General features: G+C 67.6%; 18 protein-coding genes. 13 read left to right on the top strand and 5 right to left on the bottom strand.

Annotation, left to right across the window (positions count from 1 at the left end):
• On the bottom strand, window positions 1-951 hold the full coding sequence (locus tag ACE3Q6_RS06415) for a LysR family transcriptional regulator (RefSeq protein WP_374429898.1): 951 nt from the start codon (window positions 949-951) through the stop codon (window positions 1-3).
• A gap of 87 nt (window positions 952-1,038) precedes the next feature.
• On the opposite strand from ACE3Q6_RS06415, the gene ACE3Q6_RS06410 reads away from it, so the two are divergent.
• From ACE3Q6_RS06410 to ACE3Q6_RS06350, 13 genes are all read left to right on the top strand, one after another.
• Entirely contained in the window at window positions 1,039-1,908 is an 870-nt protein-coding gene (locus ACE3Q6_RS06410; protein WP_374429894.1) for a dioxygenase, read from the top strand.
• Between the two features lie 5 nt (window positions 1,909-1,913).
• Window positions 1,914-2,870, top strand: coding sequence for a glyoxalase (locus ACE3Q6_RS06405; RefSeq protein ID WP_374429892.1), 957 nt, complete (start codon window positions 1,914-1,916; stop codon window positions 2,868-2,870).
• Window positions 2,870-3,529 carry an alpha/beta hydrolase gene (locus ACE3Q6_RS06400; protein WP_374429890.1) on the top strand — a complete coding sequence of 220 codons (660 nt, stop codon included), beginning with the start codon at window positions 2,870-2,872 and terminating at the stop codon, window positions 3,527-3,529. The genes ACE3Q6_RS06405 and ACE3Q6_RS06400 overlap by 1 nt, the downstream gene beginning before the upstream one ends.
• Entirely contained in the window at window positions 3,526-4,584 is a 1,059-nt protein-coding gene (locus tag ACE3Q6_RS06395; RefSeq protein WP_374429887.1) for a maleylacetate reductase, read from the top strand. Before ACE3Q6_RS06400 ends, ACE3Q6_RS06395 begins: the two co-directional genes overlap by 4 nt.
• A gap of 22 nt (window positions 4,585-4,606) precedes the next feature.
• The gene (locus ACE3Q6_RS06390; protein ID WP_374429885.1) at window positions 4,607-5,881 is read left to right on the top strand and encodes an ABC transporter substrate-binding protein; all 1,275 of its coding nucleotides are present in this window, start codon (window positions 4,607-4,609) and stop codon (window positions 5,879-5,881) included.
• 52 nt (window positions 5,882-5,933) lie between these two features.
• The gene (locus ACE3Q6_RS06385; protein ID WP_374429882.1) at window positions 5,934-6,656 is read left to right on the top strand and encodes an ABC transporter ATP-binding protein; all 723 of its coding nucleotides are present in this window, start codon (window positions 5,934-5,936) and stop codon (window positions 6,654-6,656) included.
• Window positions 6,657-7,364 (top strand): ABC transporter ATP-binding protein, encoded by a 708-nt coding sequence (locus ACE3Q6_RS06380; protein WP_374429881.1) that lies wholly within the window; start codon window positions 6,657-6,659, stop codon window positions 7,362-7,364. It abuts the gene before it with no gap.
• Between the two features lie 183 nt (window positions 7,365-7,547).
• Window positions 7,548-8,411 (top strand): branched-chain amino acid ABC transporter permease, encoded by an 864-nt coding sequence (locus tag ACE3Q6_RS06375; protein WP_374429877.1) that lies wholly within the window; start codon window positions 7,548-7,550, stop codon window positions 8,409-8,411.
• A gap of 1 nt (window position 8,412) precedes the next feature.
• The gene (locus ACE3Q6_RS06370) at window positions 8,413-9,450 is read left to right on the top strand and encodes a branched-chain amino acid ABC transporter permease (RefSeq protein WP_374429875.1); all 1,038 of its coding nucleotides are present in this window, start codon (window positions 8,413-8,415) and stop codon (window positions 9,448-9,450) included.
• A gap of 12 nt (window positions 9,451-9,462) precedes the next feature.
• A complete protein-coding gene (locus tag ACE3Q6_RS06365; RefSeq protein ID WP_374429873.1) occupies window positions 9,463-9,993 on the top strand; it encodes a nuclear transport factor 2 family protein in 531 nt (176 codons plus the stop codon).
• Window positions 9,994-10,046: 53 nt separating this feature from the next.
• A complete protein-coding gene (locus tag ACE3Q6_RS06360; protein ID WP_374429871.1) occupies window positions 10,047-11,801 on the top strand; it encodes an FAD-dependent oxidoreductase in 1,755 nt (584 codons plus the stop codon).
• Window position 11,802: 1 nt separating this feature from the next.
• A complete protein-coding gene (locus ACE3Q6_RS06355; RefSeq protein WP_374429867.1) occupies window positions 11,803-12,675 on the top strand; it encodes an intradiol ring-cleavage dioxygenase in 873 nt (290 codons plus the stop codon).
• Window positions 12,672-13,508, top strand: a complete 837-nt coding sequence (locus ACE3Q6_RS06350; RefSeq protein ID WP_374429863.1) for a 3-keto-5-aminohexanoate cleavage protein — start codon at window positions 12,672-12,674, stop codon at window positions 13,506-13,508. Before ACE3Q6_RS06355 ends, ACE3Q6_RS06350 begins: the two co-directional genes overlap by 4 nt.
• On the opposite strand, the gene ACE3Q6_RS06345 is transcribed toward ACE3Q6_RS06350, so the two are convergent.
• The 4 genes from ACE3Q6_RS06345 to iolD are packed head-to-tail and all read right to left on the bottom strand — an operon-like array spanning window position 13,505 to window position 18,050.
• Window positions 13,505-14,344 carry a class II fructose-bisphosphate aldolase gene (locus tag ACE3Q6_RS06345; protein WP_374429859.1) on the bottom strand — a complete coding sequence of 280 codons (840 nt, stop codon included), beginning with the start codon at window positions 14,342-14,344 and terminating at the stop codon, window positions 13,505-13,507. The two genes, ACE3Q6_RS06350 and ACE3Q6_RS06345, sit on opposite strands and share 4 nt — an antisense overlap.
• Window positions 14,341-15,180: a 5-deoxy-glucuronate isomerase gene (locus tag ACE3Q6_RS06340; RefSeq protein WP_374429855.1), complete on the bottom strand. Its 840-nt coding sequence runs from the start codon at window positions 15,178-15,180 to the stop codon at window positions 14,341-14,343. The genes ACE3Q6_RS06345 and ACE3Q6_RS06340 overlap by 4 nt, the downstream gene beginning before the upstream one ends.
• 9 nt (window positions 15,181-15,189) lie before the next feature.
• Window positions 15,190-16,167, bottom strand: coding sequence for a 5-dehydro-2-deoxygluconokinase (gene iolC / locus ACE3Q6_RS06335; RefSeq protein ID WP_374429851.1), 978 nt, complete (start codon window positions 16,165-16,167; stop codon window positions 15,190-15,192).
• Window positions 16,167-18,050: a 3D-(3,5/4)-trihydroxycyclohexane-1,2-dione acylhydrolase (decyclizing) gene (gene iolD, locus ACE3Q6_RS06330; protein WP_374429849.1), complete on the bottom strand. Its 1,884-nt coding sequence runs from the start codon at window positions 18,048-18,050 to the stop codon at window positions 16,167-16,169. The genes iolC and iolD overlap by 1 nt, the downstream gene beginning before the upstream one ends.
• Window positions 18,051-18,141: the final 91 nt, after the last annotated feature.

Genomic DNA, 18,141 nt, shown 5'->3' with positions numbered 1-18,141 from the left:
CTACCGTCGCCAGACCACTGCATTCTCGTGCCGCAGGATCAGTTGCTGCATCGTCTCGAAGGACTCGACCACGAACTCGGCAAAGCCCGCGGCGGCGGGGTTCTTCGGCGGTCCGAGTGGCCTCAGGATGCCGAGGTTGCGCTGGGGCTGGGGGATGTCGACGGGCAGGACGGCGATGCGGTTGTGCTTGCGCTCGGCGAACCAGACCGAGAACGGCAGGACCGCCAGCGCGTCGGTTTCGGTCATGTAGTTGATCACTGACAAGAGCGACCCGCCGGAATAGCGGATGTCCAGGTCCACCGACCCCAGCGAAGAGCGGATCGCGAAGAGGTCGGCCAAAAGCGGCGAGCCGGGCAGGGGAGCGACCCAGGGAAAACGACCCAGATCCGCGGTCGTCAGGCGCTTGGTATGCTGCAGCGGATGGCCCGAGCGGCAGCAGACCACGTTCCGGGCGGGCAGGATCGCGGTGAAGGCAAGGCCCTCCGGCTCGCCCGAGGTGCCGAGCGGCACGATGCCAAGGTCAAGCTGGTCGGACATGAGACCCGCGCCGACCTCGGACAGGTTGCCGTAGCTTTGCTGGAAATCGACGTCCGGGTGGTGGTTCTGGAACGACGCGATGATCCGGCTGATCATTGCGTCCATGAAGAACGGCACCCCGCCCACCCGCACCAGGCCGCGCGTCCCCCGCAAAAGGCTTTGCACCGCCTCGGTCGCGCGGCGGCTTTCCAGCAGGATCCGGCGGCCATGCGCGGCAAGCTGCATGCCCAGAGGCGTGGCCTGCAGGGGTCGCCGGTCGCGGATGAAAAGGGGCTTGCCCACCCGCGCCTCGAGTTGGGCGAGAGAGCGGGAGAGCGCAGGCTGCGACAGGCCCAGGGCGGCGGCCCCCTTGCTGACGCTGCCGGCGTCGACCACGGCGGAAAGCTGGATCAGGTGAGACTCGGAAAGCTTCATAACAGAATGGTATATTGATCTTCGAAGAAGTCATTAGCCGCGTGCTCTGCCCTCCATAGTTTGGGACCTGCAGGGGGGAGGACCGGCATGGACGGGCAGGGGAACGGGTCGAACGGGCAGGGGGGCAGCGCCGAACAGCGCCTGCGTCTGGCCGCCGCCGCCCCGGGTCGCCTGGGCGATGCGGTCCGGATGATCCTGGGCCACGCCTATGATGTGGTTGCGCAGCTGCAGCCCTCGGCCGAAGAACTGGATGCGCTGGTGCAGTTCCTCACCGACGTGGGCTATGCCACGGACGCCCGCCGACAGGAGTGGGTCCTGCTGGCCGATGTCTTCGGTCTGACCGACGCGGTCCTGTCCCGCTCGGCCGCAGGGACCGCGCGCGCGACCCCGTCGACCCTGCCGGGTCCCTTCTACCGGCCCGATGCGCCCGCCCTGCCGCTTGGGGCGAACCTGTGCCGGGCCGGCGAAGGCGTGCCGCTGGTCGTCACCGGCTCGGTGACCGGCTGCGACGGCGAGCCGCTTGCCGGGGCCCAGGTGGAGGTCTGGCACGCCAATGCCGAGGGCCGCTACGAAAACCAGGACCCCGACAACCAGCCCGAGCACAACCTGCGGGGCCGGTTCGTGACCGACACGCAGGGCTGCTTCCATTTCCGCAGCATCCGGCCCGCTAGCTATTCGCTGCCCGACGACGGCCCGGTGGGCCAGCTTGCCCGCCGCATCGGCCTCTCGCTCGACCGTCCCGCCCATATCCACTTTGCCGTCACCGCCCCGGGTTATGCGCGGCTGGTGACCTCGATCTTCGACGGCAGCGATCCGGCCATCGGCCGCGATGCGCTCTTTGCTGTCAAGCCCGGCCTGATCGGCGATTTCCGTGCCGAGAAGTCCGGGGTCTCGCTTTCCGTCGCCCTGGTCCTGGACCGGGACGACGCTTCGCAACGCAGTTCAGAGGAAGGATGACGTCCATGGCCCTGGTCTCCGGCTATCACCACCTGACGATGAGCACGCATGGCGTGCAAGAAGACTATGACTTCTACACCAAGGCGCTGGGGCTTTACTCGGTCAAGCGCACGGTGCTGTTCGATGGCGTGCTGCCGGTCTATCACCTGTACTACGGGTCGAAGAACGGCGATGCATCGACGATCATCACCACCTTCCCGTTCAAGAAGCCGGGCGTCTATGGCCGCCGGGGGACGAACCAGACCCGCACGATCATGCAGGCGATCCCGGTGGGGTCGGCGGATTACTGGGTGGACCGGCTGAACAAGCAGGGCATCCCGGCCACCAAGGGCGACCGTTTCGGCCTGACCCGGGTGATGTTCGCCCATCCCTGCGGCATCCCGCATGAGCTGGTGGAGAACCCCGGCGACATGCGCAAATCCATCGCCAACCCCGCGCAAGGCGTGTCCGAGGCGCATGGGATCAAGGGCATCTACGGCGGGGCCGTGGCGGTGATGGATGCGACCGCGATGGAAGAGTTCCTGGACATCGGGATGCAGTTCCGTCGGGAAGGCACCGACGACAAGGGCAGCCTGTGGGTGGTGCCGCAGAACGATGGCCTGCGCTCCGTCATCGAGATCATCACCGACCGCGACAGCCCGCAGGGGACCTGGACGCTGGCGGGGGGGACGGTCCATCACCTCGCCTTCAACACCGAGACGGAAGAGAACCAGATCGCGCTCAAGGCCCGGCTGGAGGGGATGGGCTATACCGACGTCTCGGAACAGAAGGACCGCAACTACTTCAAGTCGATGTACATGCGGTCCCCCGGCGGGGCGCTGTTCGAGCTGGCCTGGACGGTGCCCGAGGGCTGGGCCAAGGACGAACCGGCGGATGCCATCGGCAAGAGCCTCGTCTTCCCGCCGTGGTTCGAGGATCGCCGCGCCGAGATGGAAGCGGGCCTGGAACCGGCCAACTTCTGATGCCGGGCGTGGCGGACATCCTGTTCCGGGGCGCGGACCCTGGCCGGGCGAAGGTGCTGTGCATCTTTGTCCACGGCCGGAACCAGTCGCCCGAGGAGATGGAGGCGGCGGTCATCCGTCGCCTGTCCGCCCGCGATGTGGCCTTCGCGCTGCCCAGGGCCGGGGACAAGACGTGGTACAACGCCCGCGCCGTCGATTCCTTGACCGAAACGACGCGGGCTGAGCTGGCGGCTTCTCTGGAAGGGCTGGCAGCGACAGTCTTGGACCTACGCGGCAAGGCACCCGACCTGCCGTTGGTGCTGGGTGGCTTCAGCCAGGGCGCCTGCCTGTCGCTGGAGCACGCGTTCTCGGGAAAGGCCGCCCCCGATGCCGTGGTGGCCTTCACCGGATGCCGGGTGGGGATCGCCTCCGATGACCGCCCCCACGCGCTGCCCTCGGGTTTGCCGGTTTATCTCAGCGCCGGAAGCGCCGATCCGTGGATCCCTGTTGCGGCCTTCGCCGAGGCCGCCACCTCGCTGGGCCAGGCCGAGGCTCGCCTGCGCTGCGATGTCTTTCCCGGTCGCCCGCACGAAGTCTCGGATGCCGAGATTGCCATGCTGGACAGCGTCCTTTCCGACCTTGCCTCTGGCCTTGTCCCCCTGATGGAGGCCCCCCGATGACCCGCCCCTTCGTCTTCCCAGGCCTCACGACCCGCGTCGTCTTCGGCCACGGAACATTGGCCCAGGTCCCCGACGAGGTCGCGCGTCTGGGCCATTCCCGCGCGCTGGTCCTGTCCACCCCGCACCAGAAGGCCGAGGCGGAGGCGCTGGCCGCAACGCTTGGGGACAAGGCCGCAGGCGTCTTTGCCGGGGCCGCGATGCACACGCCGGTCGAAGTGACGGAGGAGGCCGTTGCGGCCTTCCGCGCGGCACAGGCCGATTGCGTGGTCTCGCTGGGTGGTGGCTCGACCACCGGCCTCGGTAAGGCCATCGCCGTCCGCACCGGGGCCGATCAGGTGGTGATCCCGACGACCTATGCCGGGTCCGAGATGACCGACATCCTGGGCGAGACGGCAGGCGGCGAAAAGACCACCCGCCGCGACCCCGCGATCCGGCCCGAGGTCGTGGTCTATGACGTGGACCTGACCCTCACACTGCTCGTGGGCCTGACCGTCACCTCGGCGCTGAACGCGATCGCCCATGCGATGGAGGCGCTTTACGCCCCCGACCGCAACCCGGTGGTCGAGGCGATGGTCCGCGACGCGCTGCCCGCCTTCCGCGACGCGCTTCCAGCCTTGGCGAAGGACCCGCAGGACCGCGAGGCACGGTCCGGCGCGCTTTACGCCGCCTGGTGCTGCTCCACCGCGCTTGGCTACGTCTCGATGGCGCTGCACCACAAGCTCGCGCATGTCCTCGGCGGCAGCTTCGGCCTTCCGCACGCCGAGACGCACGCCGTCCTGTTGCCCCACACCACCGCCTACAACGAACCCGCCGTCGGGGACCTGCTCAAACCCATCGCCGACACCTTCGGCAGCACGGCGGGCGCGGGCCTCTGGCACTTCGCCAAGTCCGTTGGCGCGCCGCTGCGACTGGCGGACCTCGGCCTCACCGAACCCGACCTCGACCGCGCCGCCGAGATCGCGGTGAAGAACCCCTACGCAAATCCGCGCCCCGTCAGCCGGGACGGCATCCGGCAGCTCTTGCAACAGGCCTACGACGGGCACTGCCCCGCCTGAACCAACAAAGGGAGGAACCACCATGCTTACCAGACGCAAACTGCTCAAATCCGGCGCCGCCACCGGCCTCGCGCTCGCCACCCCCGGCCTCTTCGCGCCCGCCATCGCGCAGGGCGCCAAGATCCGCATCGGCTATGTCAGCCCGCAGTCGGGGCCCCTGGCCGGGTTCGCGGAAAGCGACGCCTACAACATCGAGGCGTTCCTTGCGACCGAAGTCGGCCAGAACTTCGAGGTCATCGTCAAGGACAGCCAGTCCGACCCGAACCGCGCCGCCGCCGTGGCCAAGGAGCTGATCGTCGACGACGAGATCAACCTGATGGTCGTCGCCTCCACGCCGGAAACCACGAACCCCGTCGCCACCACCTGCGAGGCGGAAGGGATGCCCGTCATCTCGACCAAGGCGCCCTGGCAGCCCTGGTTCATCGGCCAGCAGGGCAACCCTGGCGACCCGGCCAGCTGGAAGCCCTTCAACTACGCCTTCCACTACTTCTGGGGGCTCGAGGACGTCATCGCCGTCTTCCTGAACATGTGGAACCAGATCGAGACCAACAAGCAGGTCGGGGGCCTCTTCCCCAACGACGGCGACGGCAACGCCTGGGGTGACCCGAACGTGGGCGTCGGTCCAGGCTTTGCCGCGCAGGGCTATGCGCTGACCGATCCCGGTCGCTACCAGAACCTGAACGACGATTTCTCGGCCCAGATCAACGCCTTCAAGGCCGCGAACTGCAACATCGTCACCGGCGTCGTCATCCCGCCCGACTTCACCACCTTCCGCAACCAGGCGCTGCAGCAGGGCTACAATCCGAAGATCATCACTGTGGCCAAGGCCATCCTCTTCCCGCAATCCGTCGAAGCCCTGGGTGAGGCCGGACACAACCTGTCGTCCGAGGTGTGGTGGAGCGCGACGCACCCGTTCAAGTCCTCGCTCACCGGCCAGTCGGCAGCGGACCTCGCGGCGGACTACACGGCGAAGTCGGGCCGCCCCTGGACCCAGCCTATCGGCTTCGTCCATTCGCTCTTCGAAGTGGCCTCGAACGTCATGGGCCGCGTTTCGGATGTGACCGATGCCGATGCCGTGGCCGCGGCCATCGCTGCCACCGACCTCGACACGATGGTCGGCAAGGTCGCGTGGACGGGCGAGGGCGTGCCGGACTTCGCCAAGACCAACGTCACCAAGACGCCTCTCGTCGGCGGCCAGTGGCGGCGGAAAGAGGACGGGACCTTCGACCTTGTCATCGTCGACAACCAGACCGCCCCGGCGATTCCGACCGGCGGCAAGATGGAGGCGTTGGCCTGATCCTTCGCGGCCCCCGTCCCCAGCGGGGGCCGCACCCTAGGCCCGTTGATCCATGACCGACGTCCTCACCCTTTCCCATGTCTCGAAAAGTTTCGGCGCCCTCAAGGTGACCGACGACGTGTCCTTTTCGGTGCCGAAGGGTCAGGCGCTTGGCATCATCGGCCCGAACGGGGCGGGGAAATCGACGCTCTTCAACCTGATCACCGGCAACTTCCTGCCCGACGCCGGGACCATAACCCTCCTCGGCCGCGACGTGACCCGCACCGCGGCGATGGAGCGGGTCCGGATGGGCGTCGGCCGCAGCTTCCAGATCCCCCAGCCGTTCGAGGGGCTGACGGTCTTCGAAAACCTCCTCACCGCCGCCGCCTATGGCCAGGGCAAGCGCGAGGCGGAGGTACAGGAGGCATGCGTCGCCATCCTGCGCGATACCGAGCTTCTCGCGAAAGCCAACCAGCTGGCCGGAAGCCTCTCGCTCCTTGACCGAAAGCGTCTGGAACTCGCCCGCGCGATGGCGACAGGTCCGGAACTCCTCCTCCTCGACGAAATCGCCGGCGGCCTGACCGAGGGCGAATGCCAGGCGCTCGTCGCCACGATCAAGGGCCTCCACGCGCAAGGGGTGACGATCATCTGGATCGAACACGTCCTGCACGCCCTGACCTCGGTCGTGGAACGCCTTCTGGTCCTCGACTTTGGCCGCGTCATCGGGATCGGCGAGCCCGACCAGATCATGGCCTCCAAGGAGGTGCGCGAAATCTACCTGGGGATGGAGGTCTGAATGCCGCTCCTCTCCACCCACGGCCTCACCGCGCAGTACGGCCAGTTCAAGGCCCTCTTCGGCGTCGACCTGCATGTCGACCCCGGTGAATGCGTGGCGATCATCGGGGCCAATGGCGCTGGCAAGACCACCCTGATGCGGTCGATCACCGGGGTCCTGAAGAACGCGCCCGAGATGATCCTGCACGACGGCACCCCCATCGGAGCACTCCCCGCCGACCAGATCCTGCAACGCGGCATCGCGATGGTCCCCGAAGGCCGCAAGCTTTTCCCCTCGCTCTCCGTCGAGGAGAACCTCCTGATCGGCGGCCAGGTCCGCAAGGGCTCCGGCCGCTGGTCGCTCGATGAAATCTACACGCTCTTCCCCATCCTGAAGGACCGCCGCCACTCCCCCGGCACCGCCCTTTCCGGCGGGCAGCAGCAGATGGTCGCCATCGGTCGGGCGCTGATGTCCAACCCCGAACTCCTTCTCTGCGACGAAATCAGCCTCGGCCTCGCCCCCGTGGTGATCCGCGACATCTACGCCGCCCTCCCCGCGATCCGCGCCACCGGGGCCGCCGTCATCGTCGTGGAACAAGACATCTCCCGCGCGCTCTCCGTCGCCGACCGCGTCTACTGCATGATGGAGGGCCGCGTGACCCTGACCGCCCCGGCCAAGGATGTCACCCGCGAGGCGATCCACGCCGCCTATTTCGGGGCCGCCGCATGACCCCCATGCCTTTCACATTTGCCCAAATATCCCCGCCGGAGGTGCGACATGGTTTGCGCCACTGGTTCGAGCAACCATGTCGCGGCCGAGCCGTTGCGCGTCCTTCACGCGCAAAAGGCGAGACAAAAGGCTCGCGCCGCAAGGCGCTCAAATTGAAAACCCTCCCCACCCGCGAGGCGCCCGATGATCTGGCTTGACGTCCTCGTCCAGGGCATCCTCCTCGGCGGGCTCTACGCGCTTTTCGCCGCGGGGCTCAGCCTCGTTTTCGGAATCATGCGCCTCGTGAACCTCGCGCACGGCGACCTGATCGTCTTCGCGGCCTTCGCGATCCTCCTCATCACCGCCACCCTCGGCCTCAACCCCTTCCTCGCCGCGCTGATCGCCGCGCCGATCATGTTCGCCGCGGGCTGGGCGCTGCAGCGGTTCATCCTGAACCGGGTCCTCGGAAAGGACATCCTGCCGCCTCTCCTCGTCACCTTCGGCCTCTCCGTGGCACTTCAGAACGGAATGCTGGAGGTATTCAGCGCCGACAGCCAGCGCCTTTCCGTCGGCCCCCTCGAAAGCGCCTCGATCAACCTCGGGGTGGTCACCGTCGGCACCCTGCCGCTTCTGACCTTCGCCAGCGCCGTCGTCGCGATCTTCGTCCTGAACCGGATCTTCTACACCACCGCCCTGGGCCGCGCCTTCCGCGCCGTCTCCGACGACCCCACCACGGCAAGCCTCATGGGCCTCAATCCCAAATCCGTCTTCGCCATCGCCACCGGCCTTGCGATGGTCATCGTGACCCTCGCCGCGCTTTACCTCGGCATGCGAGCGAACTTCGATCCCTCCATCGGCCCCGCGCGCCTCCTCTACGCCTTCCAGGCGGTGATCATCGGCGGCCTTGGCTCCCTCTGGGGCACGCTGGCGGGAGGAGCGATCATCGGTGTCGCCCAAACCTTCGGCGCGCAGATCAATCCAGAGTGGCAGATCCTGGCAGGCCACATCGCCTTCCTGGTCGTCCTCCTGATCAGGCCGCGCGGCCTTTTCCCCAGGGCGGTGGACTGAGATGCACACGGTCACAACCCGCACCCGCGCCTCGACCATCGCCGGCATCGCCGCCCTGGCGCTGATCGCTGTCGGCCTCATACTGCCCGCCTTCGCCCCGCGCAGCCTGATCCAGGACCTGTTCTTCATCCTGACCATGCTGACCCTCGCCCAGCTCTGGAACCTGATCGCAGGGTTCGGCGGCATGGTCAGCGTCGGCCAGCAGGCCTTCGTCGGCATCGGCGCCTATGCGATGTTCGCAGGCGTCATTCTCTGGGGCTGGGACCCGGTCCCCGCCATCCTCCTCGGAGGCCTTGCGGCCTTTCTCCTGGCCATCCCGATGGCCTTCTTCGCCTTCCGCCTGGCCGGGGCCTATTTCGCCATCGGCACCTGGGTCATCGCCGAGGTGACGCGGCTGCTCATCGCGCAGTGGAAGACGCTTGGCGGCGGCACCGGCACCTCGCTTCCCCGCGAGGCCACCTCCGACATCATCGGCGTGGAGGCCATCGCCACCCTGTTCGGCCTCCGCGACGCCGCCGCCCGCGACGTGCTGGCTTACTGGCTCGCCCTCGCGCTTGCCATCGCCACGATGGCCGCAATCTACGCGCTCCTCCGCTCCCGCACCGGCCTTGCGCTGGCCGCCGTGCGCGACAATGACAATGCGGCGCAGTCGGTCGGCGTGGACGCCCGCCGCGTCAAATGGATCGTCTTTCTCGCCGCCGCCACGATGACCGGCCTCGTCGGTGCGCTGATCTACATGCAGACCGCCCGCATCTCCCCGGACGCGGCCTTCTCCGTCACCAACTGGACGGCCTATGTCATCTTCATCGCCGTCATCGGCGGGATCGGGCGGCTGGAGGGACCCATCCTGGGCGTCCTCGTCTTCTGGGGGCTGCAGACCGCCTTCGCCGATTATGGCAGCTGGTATCTCCTGGCCCTCGGCCTTCTGGCCATCGCCACCATGCTTTTCGCCCCTCGCGGTCTCTGGGGCCTCATCCACGACCGCACGGGCCTGTCCCTGTTCCCAGTGCAACGCCGTCTCGTGATCCACTCATCGTAACCGGAGGAGCCCATGACCGACCTGACCCGCCGCGACGCGATCGTCGCCACTGCCGCCCTCGCCACCGCCAGCCTCTCCACCCCCGCCGCCGCGCAAGGCATGACCGACGACGAGCGCAAGGCCGTCGCGGAAAGCTACCTGAAGTCGCTGGACGCGGGCGGCGTCTCGCCCACCACCGGCCTTGGCCTCTTCGACCATTTCTCGGACGATGCCGAGGTCTTCTTCCCGAAATGGGGCGTGGCGAGGGGGAAGGAGGAGGTCATCAAGATGTTCTCCGACGTCGGCGGCACGCTGAAGTCGATCAAGCACCATTACGAGGGCTTCACCTGGTACATGAACGGGACCGACAGCTTTGCCGTCGAAGGCACCAGCGAGGGCGAACACCGCGACGGCCCCTGGATGGCGGACCAGCCCAAGTGGGGCGCGGGGCGCTGGTGCGACTGCTTCACGGTGAAGGAGGGCAAGATCACCCGGCTCTTCATCTACCTCGACCCGGACTATGCCGGAAAGGATACGGCCCGCTACGGCTGGATCACGGCCTGACGACAAAAGGCCGGGGGCAATGACCTCCGGCCCGACCCCCAGGGAGGACTGACATGACTGCCGACATCACCACCGACGTGCTCATCATCGGCACCGGGCCTGCCGGGTCCGCGACGGCCGCACTGCTTGCCTCCTACGGCGTCGAGACGCTGGTAGTGAACCGCTACCGCTGGCTGGCCAACACCCCACGCGCCCACATCACCAACCAGCGCACGATGGAGGTCCTGCGCGATCTTGGCCGCGAGGTCGAGGCCGAGGCGATGCTGCACGCCGCCCCCCAGCACCTGATGGGGAACAACGTCTTCTGCGTCAGTCTTGCCGGCGAAGAACTGGGCCGCATGCAGTCCTGGGGCACCTCGCCCGAAAGCAAGGCCCGCCACCTCCGCGCCAGCCCCTGCGAGATGAACGACCTGCCGCAGACCTTCATGGAGCCGATCCTCTTCAAGACCGCCTGCGCGCGCGGGGCGCAGAGCCGGATGTCCACGGAATACCTGAACCACGTCCAGGATGCCGACGGGGTAACCACCACCTGCCGCGACCGGCTGACGGGCAAGGACTTCACCGTGCGGTCGAAGTACCTGGTGGGGGCGGATGGCGGGAACAGCCTGGTGGCCGAACATGCGGGCCTCCCGTTCGAGGGCAAGATGGGCGTCGGCGGATCGATGAACATCCTCTTCCGCGCCGACCTGTCGCGCTATGTCGCCCACCGGCCCTCGGTCCTCTACTGGGTCATGCAGCCCGGCGCGGATGTGGGCGGGATCGGGATGGGGCTGGTGCGGATGGTCCGGCCCTGGAACGAATGGCTGATCGTCTGGGGCTACGACATCAACCAGCCGGCCCCCGTGGTGGACGAGGCGATGGCGACCCAGGTGGCCCGCCAGCTGGTGGGCGTCCCGGACCTGGAGATCGACCTCATCTCGGCCAACACCTGGACGGTGAACAACTGCTTTGCCACCCACATGCAATCGGGCCGCGTCTTCATCATGGGCGACGCCGCCCACCGGCATCCGCCCTCGAACGGGCTCGGCTCGAACACGTCTATCCAGGACGGGTTCAACCTCGCCTGGAAGCTTGCCGCCGTGGTCAAGGGCCAGGCGACTCCGAAGCTTCTCGACAGCTATTCGACCGAACGCGCGCCCGTCGCACGGCAGATTGTGACTCGCGCCAACCAGTCCATCGCCGAGTTCGGCCCGATCTTCGAGTCCCTCGGGATGGACGGCGGCGTCGACCACGACCGGATCGAGCGCAGCATGGCCGCGCGCTGCGACGCGACCGAGGCTGGCGAGAAACAGCGCGAGGCGCTGCGGAAGGCCATCGACTTCAAGGTCTACGAATTCGACTGCCACGGGGTCGAGATGAACCAGCGCTACGCCTCCTCGGCCGTGGTCAGCGACGGCACCACCGCGCCGGTGGGCGAGAACATGGAGCTCTACTACCACCCCACCACCACCCCCGGCGCGCGGCTGCCGCATGCCTGGGTCTACGACCGGGCAGGGGGCAAGCACTCCACTTTGGACCTCTGCGGGAAGGGCCAGTTCACCATCCTGACCGGCATCGGCGGCGAGGGCTGGGTCAAGGCGGCCGAAAGCGTGGGCAAGTCGCTCGGCCTTCCGATCCGCGCCGTCACCATCGGCCCGCGCGCCGACTACGAGGACCATGTCGGCGACTGGCACAAGGTCCGCGAGATCCGCGATTCGGGCTGCATCCTCGTCCGCCCCGACCAGCACGTCGCCTGGCGCAGCCAGACGGCATCCTCCGACCCAGAGGGCGATCTCACCCGCGCCCTCCGCCAGATCCTGGGGCACTGACATGACCGAACAAGGGTTCTTCACCGAAGCCACCTCGGCCGAGGTCGTCATCTCCCGCAACGCCAAGGCCAAGGACGCGCGCCTGGCCGAGGTGATGGCGATCCTGACGAAACACCTCCACGCCGCCGTGAAGGAGATCGAGCCGACCGAAGCCGAATGGTTCGAGGCGATCAAGTTCCTGACCGCGACGGGCCACATGTGCACCGACTGGCGGCAGGAGTTCATCCTGCTGTCGGACGTGTTGGGCGTGTCGATGCTGGTCGATGCGATCAACAACCGGAAGCCTTCGGGAGCGTCGGAAAGCACGGTCCTCGGCCCCTTCCACGTCGCCGACGCGCCGGAACTGCCGATGGGCAGCGACATCTGCCTGGACCAGAAGGGCGAGCCGATGCTGGTGCGTGGCACGATCCGGTCGACGGACGGGACGCCCCTCGCCAACGCCAAGATCGACGTCTGGCAGGCCAACGACGAAGGCTTCTACGACGTGCAGCAAAAGGGCATTCAGCCCGACTTCAACCTGCGTGGGGTGTTCCGCACCGGGGCCGACGGGAGCTATTGGTTCAAGGGCGTGAAGCCCAGGTTCTACCCGATCCCCGATGACGGTCCCGTGGGCAAGCTGCTGGCCGCGCTTGGCCGCCATCCCTACCGCCCGGCGCACCTGCACTACATCATCGAGGCCCCGGCCCATGCGCGGCTGGTCACCCACATCTTCGACCCGGACGATCCCTACATCGGCTCGGATGCGGTCTTCGGTGTGAAGGAAAGCCTGCTGGCCAAGTTCCAGACCATCACCGATCCCGCCGAAATCAAGAAGGCGGGCTTCGACAAGCCCTTCTTCCTGGTGGAACACGATTTCATCCTCGCCCCGCAATGAAACCCTGCATCATCTGCGTCGCCATCACCGGATCGCTGCCCCGGAAAGCCGACAACCCCGCGGTGCCGATCACCGTCACGGAACAGGTGGAGTCCACCCACGAGGCGTTCGAGGCCGGGGCGACGATCGTCCATGCGCATGTCCGCAACGACGACGAAACCCCGTCCTCGGACCCCGAGAAGTTCGCACGGCTGAAGGAGGGGGTCGAGAAGCACTGCCCCGGCATGATCATCCAGTTCTCGACCGGGGGGCGGTCCGGGGCGGGTCAGGCGCGCGGCGGGATGCTGCCGCTGCGGCCTGACATGGCCAGCCTCTCGGTGGGCTCGGACAATTTCCCCACCCGCGTCTACGAGAACCCGCCGGATCTCGTCGACTGGCTGGCCTCGGAAATGCTGGCCTATGACATCAAGCCGGAAATCGAGTGCTTCGACCTCTCCCACATCCACCAGGCGGCGGCGATGCAGCGGGACGGGAGGCTGAAGGCCCCGGCCTATGTCCAGTTCGTCATGGGCGTGAAGAACGCGATGCCCGCCGACCGGGACGTCTTCGACTACTACATCCGCACAGTGGAACGCCTGCTTCCCGGGTCGGAATGGTGCGCCGCTGGGATCGGGCCTGCGCAGCTGACGCTGAACGAATGGTCCGTGGCGTCCGGCGGCCATGCCCGAACGGGGCTGGAGGACAACGTCCGCCTCGACCGCACGACACTCGCCCCGTCGAACGCAGCCCTGGTGCGCCGGGTGGTCGAGATCTGCGACCGCCACCAGCGCCCCGTCGCCACGGTGGCCGAGGCGCGTGCGATGCTGAATCTGTCGCGGTCGGTGCCTGACTAAACCCGCCCCGACGCGCCGAGGTTGCGCAGGATCGCGCGACAGGCCAGGGCCACCGGGGTCTCGGTTTCCCGCAGGATCTCGATCCGGTCAAAGCGGGCCGGGTCACGGTTCACCGCCTCGCGCAGGGCCGCGCCGAAGGCCATGCGCAGTTCGGTGCCGATGTTGAACTTCGCGATGCGGCTGGTCGCGGCCAGACTGGCCCGCTGGTCCGCCGGCACGCCCGACCCGCCGTGGATGACGAGTGGCACATCGGTCAGTGCCTCGATGGCGCGCAGACGGGGCAGGTCCAGACCGCCGCCCGGCGTTTCCTGCAAATGGAGGTTGCCGATGGAGATCGCCATCGCATCGACGCCCGTCTCGCGGGCAAACCGCGCGGCCTCTTCCGGATCGGTTCCGGCCGATGTGGCCCCGCCGGCGTAGCCTACGAAGCCGATCTCGCCTTCGCAGCCTGCCCCCGCCGAATGGGCCAGCTCTGCGACGGCGGCGGTCAGGTCGATGTTCTGCTGTAGCGGCAGGCGCGAGCCGTCGAACATCACCGACGTGAACCCCGCATCCAGCGCCGCGCGGCAGTCCTCCCGCGAGGTGCCGTGGTCAAGATGCGCCACCACCGGCACGCTGGCCGCTTCCGCAAGGTGGCGGAACATCGCGCCAAGGACGGGCAGGGGGGTATGCGCGCGGCAGCCGGGCCCCGCCTGCAGGATGATCGGCGCGCGTTCCGCCTCGGCGGCGGCGACATAGGCCCGCATGTCCTCCCACCCCAGGCAGACGAGGCCGGGGACCGCGTAGCCCTCCCGCAGAGCGGGACCCAGCACCTCGGTCAGGGTCGCAAGCGTCATTTGAACTTGGCCACCATGTCCATGATGCCGGGGATGGTTTGAAGCTGCGCCGCGTGGGTCGGTTGGAAATACTGCTTCAGACTGCGCTGGCTTTGGCCACCAAGGATGGTGAAGTAGTACATCTCGTAGCCCGGCAGGACGCAGCAGGGGTGATAGCCCTTGTCGATCAGCACCGTCGAGCGGTTCATGATGTGATAGGCGTCGCCCGGTTCGTTATCCACCCGCTGCAGCATCTGCAGGCCCGAGCCATGATCGGGCCGGAAGCGGAAGTTGTAGCATTCGTCATGCCGCGTCTCGTCCGGCAGGCGGTCGGTGTCGTGCTTGTGGCTGGGAAAGCCCGACCACCCGCCCGCGCCGACGGTGTAAAGCTCACTGACCAGAAGGCGGCCCACGCGGTCATGGTAGGCCGCGCCAAGGATATGCTTGATCTTGCGGTGGGTCTTGGTGTCGTCCGACCCGTATTGCACCAGGTCGATCTCGGCCTGGCGCACGGCGAAGGGCTTCAGCGTCTCGGAGAACTTCGCGCCGGCGATGAAGACCTCGGTCTCGGTCAGCGCCGTGATCCGCGCGCCGGTGTCGGCGGGGACATAGACGCCCTCGGGTTCGCCATCCCAGACATCGACGCCGCGGTTGCCGATCCGGGCAAAGGTCTCGCCCGCGGTTTCCACGGTCACCGTGCCGGTGGCGGGGACGACGCAGGTCTCGTAGCCCGGCGTCCGGTAGTCGAACGCCTCGCCGGCCCGAAGCCTCACGATGTTGAAATAGACGTAAGGGACCAGGGGATGGTCCCTGTCCACGATGGGCTGGTTCCGGTTGTCATGGGGCGCGATATGCATGGGGGCTCTCTATTCGGACGGGCCAGGGTGGCTGGCCAGGAAGGTGTCAAGCTCGGGCACGGTCGGCATGGCCGGGGCGCAGCCGACGCGGGCCACGACCATCGCCGCCGCCGCCGAGCCCCTGAGAACAGCCTCCCGCAGGGGCAGGCCGCTGGCGAGGCCTGCGATGAAGGCGCCAAGGAAGCTGTCGCCGGCCCCGGTCGGCTTCAGCGCCTGGGTCCGGTAGATGCCCGTGGCGAATTCGCCCCAGGGCGACAGCGTGACGGCCCCCTTTTCCCCCCGCTTGTAGACGACGATCTGCGCCCCGTCCGCGATCAGCGCGCGTGCCTTGTCCAGGCCCAGGTCGGGGTGCCCGGCCATGAACCCGAACTCGACATCATTGCCCACGATCACGTCGCCCATCTCACCCGCGCGGGAGTAGACCTCGGCGGCGACGGCGGCGGAGGGCCAGGAATAGGGCCGGTAGTCCACATCGAAGATCAGCGGCAGGCCGGCGGCGCGGGCCAGTTCGAAGGCGCGGAAGGCCGCGCTGCGGGACGGCTCGGCCGCAAGGACCGTGCCGGTGGTGATCAGCGCGGAGTAGGCGGAATAGTCCACCCGTTCCACGTCCTCGATGGTCATCGCGAAGTCGGCGGCATTGTTGCGGTAGATGACCGACTGGCAGTCCTCGATCCGCGTTTCAACCACGGCCAGCGAATTGCGCGGCTCACCCGCGACGGCGCGCACATGGGCCCGGTCGATGCCATAGGCGTAAAGCTGTGCTAGGCAGAAACGCCCCACGGCATCGTCCGAGACCCGCGTCAGAAGCGCCGCCTTGCAGCCTTGCCGCACCAGTGCTGCCGCAATGTTGGCCGAGGACCCGCCAAGCGCCGTGGTGAATCGGGTGGCCTCTTCGATCCGCGTTCCCGGCGGGTCGGCGTACAGGTCCATGCCCGCGCGTCCGATGACCAGGAAGTTCCGCCCTGCAAGCCGCGCGAGGTCCGCCATCAGACGCCCCGCCTCTGGCCCGCGCGCCCGGCTTCCACCTCGAGATGCTTAGCGCGCACCCCGTCGCTGTCTGAAATCTCTGCCGTGCCGATTTCCCACCAGGCATGGCCCTGGGTCGTCCAGCCCTCGTAGGGATCGACCTGCATGACGATGACGCTGGTCTTGTCCGCAGCCTTCGCGCGCTGGAAGGCCGCGGCCAGTTCGGCCGGATTTGCCACCGTCTCGGCATTGGCGCCCATCGCGCGCGCATGGGCCTCGAAGTCCACCGCGAAGGGCGCGGCGACGGTCGGGCAGTCGGCGATCAGGTTGTTGAAACTGGCCTGCCCGGTGTTGTTCTGCAGCTTGTTGATGACCGCGAAACCGCCGTTGTCCAGCACCAGCACGATCAGCTTCTTCCCCGTCAGGACCGAGGAATAGATGTCCGAGTTCATCAACAGGTAGCTGCCGTCGCCCACGAAGACGATGGTGTCGCGCTCGGGTTCCACCTCGGCCTGTGCGATCCGGGCCCCCCAGCCACCCGCGATCTCGTAACCCATGCAGGAAAACCCGAACTCCACGTCCACCGTGCCAATGTCCAGCGTGCGCCAGTTGGCCGTCACCTCGGCCGGAAGGCCGCCCGCCGCCGTGACCACGCGGTCGCGCGGATGGCAATGCGCATTCACCACGCCGATGGCCTGGGCATAGGAATTCGGGCGGTTCCCCGGGGCCACGTTGGCCGAGACATAGGCGTCCCAGCTTTTCCACTCCGCTTGTGCGCGGTCCAGCCAGACCCCGGGCGCCCGGTAGCCCTTCAGCGCGTCTCCAAGTGCCTTCAGTCCCAGCTGCGCATCGCCAACCACGGGCAGCGACAGGTGCTTTGCCGCATCATGCCGCGCGGCGTTCAGCCCGATCAGCCGGGCATCGGGCGCGAAAACGGTCCAGGACCCGGTGGTGAAGTCCTGCAGCCGAGTCCCCACCGCCAGCACCACGTCGGCCGCACCCGCGATGGTGTTGGCGCTGTCCGACCCTGTGACCCCCAAGGGACCGATGTTCAGCGGATGGTCGGCCCGCAGGTTCGCGCGCCCGGCGATGGTTTCCACGACCGGAATCCCGTGCCGCTCGGCAAACTGGGTCAGCTCGTCCACGGCGCCGGAATACTGGACGCCACCGCCCGCAATGATGACGGGGCGCGCGGCGGTGCGAAGCAGGGCGGCCGCCTCGGCGATCTCTGCGCTGTCCGGAGACTGGCGGCGGATGCGGTGCAGGCGGCGGGCGAAGAAGGCCTCGGGATAGTCGTAGGCCCAGCCCTGCAGGTCCTGGGGCAGGCCCAGGAAAGCTGGTCCGCAATCGGCCGGGTCCAGCATTGTCGCCAGCGCCGCAGGCAGCGACTGCAGGATCTGCGCCGGATGGGTGATCCGGTCCCAATAGCGGCTGACCGCCTTGAAGGCATCGTTCACGCCCAGTGTCGGATTGCCGAAATGCTCAAGCTGCTGCAGCACCGGGTCGGGCAGGCGGGTCAGGAAGGTGTCGCCGCACAGCATCAGCATCGGCAGCCGGTTGGCATGGGCCAGCGCGGCGGCGGTCAGAAGGTTCGCCGTCCCCGGTCCCGCGCTCGCCGTGCAGAACATGAAGCGGCGGCGCAGGTGGTACTTGGCATAGGCCGCGGCGGCGAAGCCCATGCTCTGCTCGTTCTGACCGCGGTAAAGCGGCAGGTCCTCGTGCACCGGGTAAAGCGCCTCGCCCAGGCAGGGGACGTTGCCGTGGCCAAAGATGCCGAAGCCCCCGCCGCAGATGCGGGTCTCGACCCCGTCGATCAGGATGTACTGGTTCATCAGCCAGCGCACGATGGCCTGCGCGACGGTCAGCCGGATCGTCCCCCCCAGTTTCATCCGTGTGATCGACATCGCAAACTCCCTCTGCTGCGGCTATCCAAAGGAGGACTTGCGCGGCCTGCCGAGTGAGGATACAGCTTTTGCAACCGGTTGCAATACTGGT

The sequence above is a fragment of the Tabrizicola sp. genome (assembly GCF_041913445.1).
Lineage (GTDB): Bacteria > Pseudomonadota > Alphaproteobacteria > Rhodobacterales > Rhodobacteraceae > Tabrizicola.
The sequence above is the reverse complement of the archived record's forward strand: the minus strand, read 5'-3'. Positions and strand labels throughout refer to the sequence as shown.

Bases quoted from the DNA above. Each gene is read 5' to 3' on its own strand.
- ACE3Q6_RS06415 (WP_374429898.1), bottom strand. From the start codon at position 951: ATGAAGCTTTCCGAGTCTCACCTGATCCAGCTTTCCGCCGTGGTCGAC.
- ACE3Q6_RS06345 (WP_374429859.1), bottom strand. From the start codon at position 14,344: ATGACGCTTGCGACCCTGACCGAGGTGCTGGGTCCCGCTCTGCGGGAG.
- ACE3Q6_RS06395 (WP_374429887.1), top strand. From the start codon at position 3,526: ATGACCCGCCCCTTCGTCTTCCCAGGCCTCACGACCCGCGTCGTCTTC.
- ACE3Q6_RS06390 (WP_374429885.1), top strand. From the start codon at position 4,607: ATGCTTACCAGACGCAAACTGCTCAAATCCGGCGCCGCCACCGGCCTC.
- ACE3Q6_RS06400 (WP_374429890.1), top strand. From the start codon at position 2,870: ATGCCGGGCGTGGCGGACATCCTGTTCCGGGGCGCGGACCCTGGCCGG.
- ACE3Q6_RS06380 (WP_374429881.1), top strand. From the start codon at position 6,657: ATGCCGCTCCTCTCCACCCACGGCCTCACCGCGCAGTACGGCCAGTTC.
- iolD (WP_374429849.1), bottom strand. From the start codon at position 18,050: ATGTCGATCACACGGATGAAACTGGGGGGGACGATCCGGCTGACCGTC.
- ACE3Q6_RS06385 (WP_374429882.1), top strand. From the start codon at position 5,934: ATGACCGACGTCCTCACCCTTTCCCATGTCTCGAAAAGTTTCGGCGCC.
- ACE3Q6_RS06360 (WP_374429871.1), top strand. From the start codon at position 10,047: ATGACTGCCGACATCACCACCGACGTGCTCATCATCGGCACCGGGCCT.
- iolC (WP_374429851.1), bottom strand. From the start codon at position 16,167: ATGGCGGACCTCGCGCGGCTTGCAGGGCGGAACTTCCTGGTCATCGGA.
- ACE3Q6_RS06370 (WP_374429875.1), top strand. From the start codon at position 8,413: ATGCACACGGTCACAACCCGCACCCGCGCCTCGACCATCGCCGGCATC.
- ACE3Q6_RS06340 (WP_374429855.1), bottom strand. From the start codon at position 15,180: ATGCATATCGCGCCCCATGACAACCGGAACCAGCCCATCGTGGACAGG.
- ACE3Q6_RS06350 (WP_374429863.1), top strand. From the start codon at position 12,672: ATGAAACCCTGCATCATCTGCGTCGCCATCACCGGATCGCTGCCCCGG.
- ACE3Q6_RS06355 (WP_374429867.1), top strand. From the start codon at position 11,803: ATGACCGAACAAGGGTTCTTCACCGAAGCCACCTCGGCCGAGGTCGTC.
- ACE3Q6_RS06405 (WP_374429892.1), top strand. From the start codon at position 1,914: ATGGCCCTGGTCTCCGGCTATCACCACCTGACGATGAGCACGCATGGC.
- ACE3Q6_RS06365 (WP_374429873.1), top strand. From the start codon at position 9,463: ATGACCGACCTGACCCGCCGCGACGCGATCGTCGCCACTGCCGCCCTC.
- ACE3Q6_RS06375 (WP_374429877.1), top strand. From the start codon at position 7,548: ATGATCTGGCTTGACGTCCTCGTCCAGGGCATCCTCCTCGGCGGGCTC.
- ACE3Q6_RS06410 (WP_374429894.1), top strand. From the start codon at position 1,039: ATGGACGGGCAGGGGAACGGGTCGAACGGGCAGGGGGGCAGCGCCGAA.